The sequence below is a fragment of the Verrucomicrobiota bacterium genome, from assembly GCA_019247695.1.
Lineage (GTDB): Bacteria > Verrucomicrobiota > Verrucomicrobiia > Chthoniobacterales > JAFAMB01 > JAFBAP01.
Genome location: JAFBAP010000013.1, coordinates 1 through 9,764 on the forward strand (window position 1 = coordinate 1; position 9,764 = coordinate 9,764).

A 9,764-nucleotide genomic window follows, 5' to 3' on the forward strand; every position below is an offset into this window, starting at 1 on the left:
CTCCGAGCCCCGAACTCCGAACTCTCTCCCCCTCTTTCCGCCGTGTTCGCCGTGGCTCGCCGTGTTCGCCGTGTGAACTCTTACGTTGTGCCCGCCAAATCGCCGTGCCCGCTGTGTGACGCTAAGCCAGCCAGTTGCCGCCGTCGACGCCGTACGTTTGCCCGACGATGTAGTCCGCATCCTCGCTGGCCAGGAAAACCGCCATGCCGGTGAGGTCCTGCGGTTTCGCCATCCGGCCATACGGCACGGCTGCGCCTACCATCCGTTTGGTTTCGCCGAGCGGACGATTTTCGTACCGCGCAAACTCACGATCGACAAACTCCCAGAAAGGCGTATCGACGACCCCCGGTGCGATCGCGTTGACGTTGATGCCATTCTTGATCAGGGCGAGACCCGCGGATTGCGTGATGCTGATCACCACGGCTTTGGAGGCGCAGTAAACCGAGACCAGCGCTTCGCCGCGCCGCCCTGCCTGGCTTGCCAGATTAATGATCTTTCCACCGTGCCCCTGTTTGATCATCTGCCTGGCGGCGGCTTGCATCGTGAAAAACTTGCCTTCGGCGTTGACCGCGAAAAGCTTGTGCCACTGGTCCCGGCTAACTTCGGTGACCGGGGCCATCGCGAAAATCCCTGCATTGTTGACCAGGATATCGATGCGTCCGGCTCTCTCGACGACCGTGGCGACCAGGTGATCGATCGATTCCTGGCTCGTCACGTCGAATTGTGTACCAAGCGCGCCGTTGCCGAGCTGTTGGGCCAGTTCTTCGGCGGCTTTAACGTTCAAATCCGCGATCACCACGCGGGCGCCTTCCGCCGTGTAGCGTTCGGCGATGGCCCTGCCGATACCGCTGGCAGCGCCGGTAATGATGGCTACCTTGTCCTTCAGTCTCATAATTCTCTTTTTCTTTGCGGGTTACAGATGCTGATTCCGGTCCGAGTCAGGCACGAATGGATTCAAGCCCCTTCCAGTCAAAGGCGATGCCGTGTCCCGGCCGCTCCGGAGCGACGGCGTAACCTTCCTCGATCCGGAGGGGATCGGCGATATAGTGGTCCAGGCCGAAACCGTGGGCTTCCAGGTAGGAAGCGTTCGGGACCGCCGCCAGCAGATGGACGGTAACGTCGTGGGCGCCGTGGGTTGTGACCGGCAGGTTGAATGCTTCCGCCAGGTGAGCAATCTTCATGAACGGGGTGATCCCGCCGCAGTTGGTGACGTCCGGTTCGGGAAACGTCACGCCGCCGATTTCCATCAGGTGCTTGAAATCCCAGAGCGTGCGCAGGTTTTCACCGGTCGCGATCGGCAAACCGCCGTCACGGACCAGGCGCGAGTGGCCGCTGAAATCATCCGGGGTAATCGGTTCCTCCAGCCAAACCGGGTCGAACGGCTGGATGGCGCGCGCGGCACGGATCGCCTGGTCCACGGTCCACCTCATGTTGGCGTCCACCATCAAAGGAAATTGCTCCCCAAGGTGTTGCCGCATCGCCTTGACCCGTTCGACGTCTTCAGCCAACCGCTTTCGCCCGATCTTCATTTTGATGGCGCGAAATCCCTTTTTCAGGTTGTCATCGGTTTGCCGGAGCAATTGTTCGAGCGACAGATCGAGGTCGATCCCCCCGGCGTAGCACATGACGTGAGGATCGTTGCCTCCCAGCAGCCTCCACAGGGGTTGGTTGAGCCTCTTGGCTTTCAGGTCCCAGAGCGCCATATCGAAGGCCGAGAGGGCTAACACGGTCGGCCCGCCGCGTCCGCCATAATGCAGTCCCCACCAAAGCCGGTTCCACAGCCATTCGATGCGGTCGCCGTCCTGCCCAAGCACGAAATCGCCGAAATCGCGCTCCAGCAGCGCGTGAATGGCGCCGCCGTTGCGGCCGCACGTATAGGTGTACCCGACGCCCTCTGCGCCGTCGGCATCATGAACCCGCACGGTGTTAAGTTCAAACGCGAGCATCCGGCCGTGCATGCTGTCACTGAGGGCGACAGGCAACGTGATCCGGTAAAATCCCGGCAGGATGTTGACAAGTTTAGGCATGAGCAGGCCGGCTTGCGCGTTGGTTGACGGGGTCGCCCGGGACAAAGCGTGCCCAATGATAGGAGTGATTGCGCATCAGGCTCACCGCGCGGGCAAACGACCAAAGGTTAACTTCGACTGGAAGATGACGACTAACATCAGAAATGCTCCCCTGATCACCGATTGCCAGTAAGCCGATAAACTGATCCAACCGAGACCATTCTCGAAGTTAAGGATGTTAAAAATCAGCCCCAGCAGCAGGACGCCGGCCAGGGTGGTGACCACCGAGCCCTGTCCCCCGGTGAGGAGCGTGCCTCCCACGACGACCGAGGCAATGGCGAACAATTCCCAACCAACGCCTTCGGTAGGTTGACCGGCCCCGAACTGCGCCGCGAGGATGACGCCGGCCAGCCCGGAAAGAAGCCCGCTTAACAGGTAGAGAGAAAACACGACGCGATCGACGGGCAGCCCCATCAAACGCGAGGCGTCCTCGTTTCCGCCGATCGCCAGGAGGTATCGTCCCCAGGGGCTGAGATTTAACGCGATCGAGCCGGCCACGAACAACAGGCCGGCGATCCAGGCCGGAACCGGAAATCCGAGGAAATCGCCCTGACCGATTTGCGTGAAGTCGGTGTCATACGACACGGAAACGGACTGGTTGTTGGCGACGAGCAGGGCGGCGCCCCGGGCAGCCAGCATGGCCGCCAGCGTTGCGATGAAGGGCGCGATCCGCAACCGGGTGATCGCGACCGCGTTGAGTAATCCGATCACGCCGCCGGCCACGGTCCCGCCCAGCAAACCCACCCAGAGCCCGTACGGGCTGAGCAGGGCCGAAACCACGCTGCCGAGCGCGGCGGCGGCGCCCACCGAAAGGTCGATGCCGCCGCTCATGATCACGAAGCACATCCCCAGCGAGATCAGCGCGAACATCGAGTTGTACCGCAACACCGTGAGGATGTTGAAGAGACCCAAAAAATGATCGTAACGGAACGAGCCGAACACGATCATTACAATCAGCGCAAGGATGACGCTGTTCTGGCTGATCAGCTGCACGGCGGCCGCGCCGGCGCCTGAACCGCGCTGCGGGCGTGGTTTCATTGCGAACCGCCCCGCCGTTGGAAATACACCGCACCGATGATCATCGCCGCTTTCACCACCAGGGCGGCTGCATCCGGCACACCGTTGGCCAGAAGGGTGTACCGCACGAGCTGGATGATCAGTGCGCCCACTAACGTTCCCACCAGGTACGCTTGGCCCCCAAGCAGGAGCGTGCCGCCGACCGCGACCGCGGCAATCGCGTCAAGCTCCATTCCCAAGCCGACCAGGTTCGCATCCGACGAAGAGTTGATCGCGATGACGATCAACCCCGCGATCCCCGCACAAATCCCGCTCAAGGCGTAAACCGCGCGCTTGACGCGAACGACCGGGATGCCCGACAAACGCGCGGCTTCTTCATTACCGCCGACGGCCAGCAATTGCCGGCCAAAAATGGTGCGGCGCAGCGCCCAGGCCGCGATCACGACGATAACCGCCATCAGGAGCGATTGCACCGGCAGACCGAAAACGCGGCCAAGCCCGATTACCTGGAACGCCGGTTGATGAAAGGCCTGCAGGTTGCCGTTGGTCATCACCTGGGCGATGCCGCGGCCGGCGATAAACAGGACCAGGGTAGCCACGATCGGTTGGATTTTGAACCGGGTAATCAACCAGCCGTTGAACCACCCGAGAGCACCGGCCGCCAGGACCGGAACGACGAACGCCAGCGTCACGCCCCACCAGAGCGGCAACGGCACGAGCTTACCCAGAAAGATGATCGGGGCCAACGAACCGGCGATTGCCATCAGGGATCCGACGGAAAGGTCGATTCCGCCGGAGCCGATCACGAGGGTCATGCCCACGCCGACGATCACGATCGTGCAAACCTGCGTCAGGTTAACGTATAACGTTTCCCACGTCGCAAAGTGGGGCGTGAAGAAGAAATTAAACAGGACAAGGAGGAGCAGAGCGGCTAGGGTGGCTTGCCGCTTCAGCAGACCTAACCCGCCCCTTCTCCGGGCAGCGGTGCCCGTTTCGATGGGTTGAACCGCGGCGCCGGCCGGTTCGTCTGCAACCCCTCCCCTTCGGACGGCCGGCTGATCGACGGCTGCCTTCGGAGTGCCGCCGTCGGGAAGGGTGGTGGCGGTCGCCGTCGAATGATGCGATTCCGGAAATGATTCGTCCGCACGGCCGTCGCCGCGGTCGCCGTTGCCGTTGCCGGAGGCAGATTGCTCATTCTGTGCCGTTGAACCTGGAGGGGGCACGACGGCAGCCGTTGCGCGACCATGAGCCGGGTGGCCTTCCCCATCCGGATGACCAGCGTCCGGCTGCGTCGATTCCGCCATCGCCGCCATGATCGCCTCTTCGGTGATCCCTTCCTTCTCAAGCTCAGCAACGGTTCGGCCCTCACGCAGCACAAACACCCGGTCTGAACCTTCCACGACCTCTTCGATCTCCGAAGAAATCATCAATACCCCAAGGCCCTCGGCGGCCAGTTTGCCGACCAAGCCCTGGATTTCCGCTTTGGCGCCGACGTCGATGCCGCGGGTCGGTTCGTCCAGGATCAGGAGCCGGGGATTCATGCAGAGCCAGCGCGCAAGCAGCACCTTCTGCTGGTTGCCGCCTGAAAGTTCACGAATGCGCTGGTCGGGACTTGCGCATTTGATGCGAATCCGCTTGATGAATTGATCGACGACCTGGCGCTGCTGCTCTTCATTCACCACCCCGGACTGCGCCAGCCGCGGCAGCAGCGCCAAAGTCAAATTTTCCCGCACCGACATCTCCGGTACGATCCCTTCGAGTTTACGATCCTCGGAGCAAAAACCGATCCCGGCGCCGATCGCATCCGCGGGATTCTGGGGCGCAAAGGGTTTTCCTTGGTAACGCATCCGGCCGGCATCGGGTCGATCCGCCCCGAAGACCGCGCGCACCGACTCCGTGCGTCCCGAGCCCAGCAGGCCGGCCAACCCGATGATCTCGCCGGGGTGCACGTCAAAACTGCAATTGGTTACCCGGCGGCCCACGGCCAGATTTTGTACGTCCAGGAGCGCCTTATCCTTCTGGCGATGGTGCGCCGGCGCAATTTCATGAAAGGCGGTCTGACCGGCTGAGGGCGACTCGATTTCGCGCCCGATCATGGTGGTAACCAGCTCCAGTTTCGAAACCTGGGCCATCGGGGCAACCAGCACGGTGCGGCCATCGCGCATGACCGTCACCCGTTCGCAAACGACGTATAACTCATCCAGCTTGTGGCTGACGAAAATGACGGAAACACCGGAATTTTTCAGTTGCCGGATAACGCCGAAAAGGACCGCCACCTCGTGCTCATCCAGCGACGAGGTCGGTTCGTCCATGATGACCAGCTTGGCTTGGAAACTTACGGCCCGCGCAATGGCGACCATTTGCTGGATGGCAGTGGTGTACCGTGAAAGCGGCTGCCGGACGTCGAGGTGAATGTCAAACCGGGCAAGGATCTCCTCCGCTTCCCGGTGCATGCGCGGCCAATCCAGGAACCCAAAGCGTTTTCGTTCCCGGCCGAGGCAGATGTTTTCCGTTACGGACCGGTAGGAGACCAGGTTGATCTCTTGATAAATGGTGCTGATGCCGCCTGCCTGGGCGGCTTTCGGTGAATCGGCGTGAAATGGCGCTCCGTCGAACAGAATCTCACCGGCATCCTTGGCATAATAGCCGGTGAGGACCTTGATCATCGTCGACTTGCCGGCGCCGTTCTGCCCGATTAACGCGTGAATCTCACTGCGCCCGATTTCAAGCGAAGCGCCGGACAGCGCAGGGACGCCGTTAAACCGCTTTTCAATCCCGCGCATGCTCAGCAGCGCAGGTGTCGATGTCGACGAAGAAAATGCGGCCATGGCAGGTGACTGGCAGGAAGAAGGGCAGCACTCCTCGCGCCGCCGGCGACGGAACCTCTACTTGGCACCACCGCACTTCCGTTCCCGGCTGCGCGGGAGCACTGCCCCCCTCCTTGTCTGCAAATAATTAGTAAGCGCCCGCCACATTTTCCGCAGCGTTGCTGCTGTCGAAAAGGTGATCATCGCTCTTGATCCATGCAGGCGCCTGCTCGCCTTTCGCGTAAGCCTCAATCGCCGCAAAGGCCTTCGGACCGAGCCGCGGATTGCATTCCACCGAACAGCCCATCTTGCCGTCAACGATCGCCTGGACGCCGTCTTTTTCGCCATCAATGCTGACGACCTTCACGTCCTGGCCCGGCTTCTTGCCGGCCGCCTCCAGAGCCGCGATAGCGCCGAGCGCCATTTCGTCATTATGCGCGTAAATCGCGGTTGCATCCGGATGAGCCTGCAACAGCGTCTCTGCAACCTGGCGCCCTTTGTCGCGCGCAAAGTCGCCGCTTTGGGAAGCGACCACTTTCATGTCCGGATACTTCTTAAGCTCCTCCATGAAGCCTTTATGGCGATCGTTCGCAGGCGATGAACCCGTGGTGCCTTCAAGCTCGATTATTGTCCCTTTACCGTTGGTCGCCTTCGCCAACCAGTCCGCCGCCCGTCTCCCTTCATCCACAAAATCCGAGCCGATGAAGGTAAGGTAATCACGACCGGGTTGGGCCACCGGATCGACCCGGCGATCCAGAAGAATGACCGGGATGCCGGCTTTCTTGGCCGCCATCACGGCGGGCACCAGCGGTTTCTCCTCACGCGGGGCAAGCAGGATCACGTCAACCCGTTGGGCGATCATGCTGTTGACGTCTGCCACCTGTTTCGCGGCAGACCCGGCCGCGTCGGTGTAGACAAGCTGCCAACCACGCTTCGCAGCTTCCTGTTTTACGCTTTCGGTCTCGGCCAGACGCCACGGGTTGTTAGACTCGGTCTGGGAGAAACCGACTTTGTAAGTCTTTTTTTCTGGGAGCTTCGGCAGACCGCTATCAGCTGCAATCGAGCTGCCGATCCCCGTTGCCAGGATCACCGCACAAGCGTGGAGGAACATTTGAGCAAGCACTTTCATGGGTTTGATTTTGGGTTGTTGAGCCAGTGACTGCCTGGCTTCGAAAAGGGATAACAATCGTGGAGGTTACCTCAAAACGTCTTAAAAGGGGAGTTGGGATCAAGTCGCCCGGCACGATTCAGGCAAAATTCAGGTATGTGGTTTGCTTTCGGAAATAGCCGTCCAGCCCGTACTTTCCGTCTTCTCCACCCAGGCCGGAATTTCGCCAGCCGTTGTGGAATCCCTGAATGAGCTCGCCATTCGGACGGTTAACGTACAGTTCCCCAAACTGAAGGGTACGGGACAGGTTCATGATCCGGCGAAAATCATTGGTGAAGACAAAGGCCGACAGCCCGTATTCGGTTTGGTTCGCGTAGCGGATGGCCTCCTCGAAATCGCGGAACCGGAGGACGGGAATCACGGGCCCGAACACCTCTTTCTGGAAAATCGGGGCTTCATTATTCAGGCCGGTAAGCACCGTCGGCTCAAACCAATGGCCTTTGGCGAACCGGCCGTCACGGAGCCGCTTGCCTCCGAGCAGAACGTTTGCACCGGTCCGGATCGCTTCGTTCACGATCGACTCAACTTTTTCGACCTCGAGACGGTTGACTTTCGGCCCGAGATCGACGTCCTGCATCGGATCTCCGACCCTCAATGAACGCGCACGATCGACAAAGCGGTCGAGAAAATCGTCTGCAATTTTCTCGTGCAGATACATCCGCTCGTTACAGGTACAGATCTGGCCGCAGTTAGTGAACCTGGCGGTAATCGCGGCCGCCACGGCACCCTCCAAATCCGCGTCTTCCATCACGATGAAAGGAGCCTTTCCGCCAAGCTCAAGGCGCAGCACGGCAAGCTTTTCCGCGCCCGCCCGATAGATCTCCTTTCCGGCGCGCACGCTGCCGGTCATGGTGACCAGGTCGGTTAGCGGGCTGGTCGTCAGGGCCTCACCGACCGTCCGGCCCATCCCGGTCACGACGTTGAATACCCCTGCCGGGAACCCAACCTCATCGGCCAGCCGGGCGAGTTCCAGCCCGGAAAGGGGCGTGCACTCGTGCCCTTTCAAAACGACCGTGTTACCGGCGATCAAGGCGGGACCCATTTTTCTGGCTGCCAGGGCGGACGGGTAATTCCAGGCCGTCAACGCAACCACGACGCCGTACGGAACCCGGCGGATCCAGACTTCTTCTTTGGGGTTGTCGGACGGCAAAAGATCACCCTCAATCCGGCGAGCGCTTTCCGCGGCATAACGTATAAACGTTTCCGTCGCGCCGATTTCTCCGATCGCTTCCTTAAGAGGTTTACCTTGTTCAAGGGTGACGATCCGGGCCAGGCGATCGCGGTTAGCCGCGATGGCATCGGCAAGCTTGTGCAGCAGTTTTCCGCGTTCGATCGGTGGGAGATCCGCCCATCCGGGCACGGCGCGCTTCGCGGCTTCCAGGGCACGCTGCGCGTCCTGTGCCGTGCCGGCCGGGATCGTTGCAATAATCTCCTCGTTTGCCGGGTTCTCTACCTCGATGGTTTGGGAGGCGTCACCTTCAACCCATCGGCCGTCGATGAACATCCGGCAGGGGCCAAGGGCAGGGACGGTATTCGGAGGGGCATCCACGGGCGATCTTCCTGGGGGTTTAAAGGGAAAAAATGGCGCTTGTTACAACAAAGGAGGCGTTACCAGGTGAAAACGCTCGACTATTCGGTAGACGCAATTACTGCGTATGGTCTGACCAGATAACCCGCCCGTTGCGGCGTGTCAACCACCAAATTTGCCGGTTCAAACGGATTTTACTCGATTTTCGGGAATTATCCGGCAGGATTGCCACCATCAATGCGGAATCGCGTTGAACGGTGGTCGTACCAACGATAAAGTATGGTGAATCCAAATAAACGTTGCTTCTGAACGCGGACGATCGTAACCAGGTAAAGCCTAAAAGGGGTGTGAGAAGCAGCGTACCATGAGACAACCATGGGCATTTTGCACCGCTCCTAACAGGCAAAGTGGCAAAGCCGTGCTGGAAGAATCAACCGAGGGTCCGTCTCCGTTAAACCGCGCGGGTCGCCGCGCGTCGGATGCGCTTCTCGATCATCTCGCGTCAATGATTCTAAAGGGCGAGCTCATCACCGGGAACCCGTTGCCGTCCGAGCGTGAGTTGATGAAGCAGTACGGCGTCAGCCGCTCCGTCGTGCGCGAAACCATCATCGCGTTGGCCAGCCGGGGCTTGCTCAAAACCAGCCCGGGTTTCCGCCCGGTCGTCAACAAGCCCGACTACGATTCCGCGTTGGATTCGGTAGGCCGGCTGGTCGCGCACCTGACGACGGATGAGGAAGGCGTAAAGAATATCTTTGAGAGCCGGGTGTTTTTTGAAGGCTCGCTGGCGCGCTGGGCGGCCTTAAACGCGCGCAAGGATGACATCCGGGAACTTGAGGAGAAATTGGCCCGCAACCGGGAAGCGGTCGGGGTGCGGCGAGTCTTCGAGGCAACCGACGTCGCGTTTCATAACGTGCTCTACACGATTCCACGCAACCCGGTGTATCCGGCGATTCACCGGGCCTACGTCGATTGGTTAAAAAAACCATGGTCATCGATCGAAGGCACGGCCGAAATCGACCTGATGATGTGCGCGGGGCACGAAGGCATCTTCAAGGCAATCGTTAATCGCGATCCCGACCTGGCCGAGGAATCGTTGCGGCGCCACCTGACCACGGCTTGGGAATTCGTCCGGTCAACCTTCGACTTTCAGGCCTGGGCCGGCGGCCCGGGGCGAACGT

At 60.5% G+C, this 9,764-nt stretch carries 7 protein-coding genes; 1 reads left to right on the forward strand and 6 read right to left on the reverse strand.

Annotated elements, in window-relative coordinates; translation table 11 throughout:
• Window positions 1–121: 121 nt before the first annotated feature.
• The 6 genes from JO015_01160 to aldA form a co-directional block, all read right to left on the reverse strand.
• Window positions 122–895, reverse strand: a complete 774-nt coding sequence (locus JO015_01160) for an L-iditol 2-dehydrogenase (GenBank protein ID MBV9997697.1) — start codon at window positions 893–895, stop codon at window positions 122–124.
• A 43-nt stretch (window positions 896–938) separates the two neighbouring features.
• A complete protein-coding gene (locus JO015_01165) occupies window positions 939–2,027 on the reverse strand; it encodes a mandelate racemase/muconate lactonizing enzyme family protein (protein ID MBV9997698.1) in 1,089 nt (362 codons plus the stop codon).
• Window positions 2,028–2,108: 81 nt separating this feature from the next.
• Complete coding sequence (locus JO015_01170) at window positions 2,109–3,104, reverse strand: ABC transporter permease (protein MBV9997699.1); 996 nt, start codon at window positions 3,102–3,104, stop codon at window positions 2,109–2,111.
• Window positions 3,101–5,911 (reverse strand): ATP-binding cassette domain-containing protein, encoded by a 2,811-nt coding sequence (locus JO015_01175; GenBank protein ID MBV9997700.1) that lies wholly within the window; start codon window positions 5,909–5,911, stop codon window positions 3,101–3,103. The genes JO015_01170 and JO015_01175 overlap by 4 nt, the downstream gene beginning before the upstream one ends.
• Window positions 5,912–6,038: 127 nt before the next feature.
• A complete protein-coding gene (locus JO015_01180; protein MBV9997701.1) occupies window positions 6,039–7,019 on the reverse strand; it encodes an ABC transporter substrate-binding protein in 981 nt (326 codons plus the stop codon).
• Window positions 7,020–7,137: 118 nt separating this feature from the next.
• Window positions 7,138–8,562: an aldehyde dehydrogenase gene (gene aldA, locus JO015_01185; GenBank protein MBV9997702.1), complete on the reverse strand. Its 1,425-nt coding sequence runs from the start codon at window positions 8,560–8,562 to the stop codon at window positions 7,138–7,140.
• Between the two features lie 388 nt (window positions 8,563–8,950).
• Here aldA and JO015_01190 point away from each other — a divergent pair.
• A partial coding sequence (locus tag JO015_01190) for an FCD domain-containing protein (protein MBV9997703.1) occupies window positions 8,951–9,764 on the forward strand: 814 nt, incomplete at its 3' end.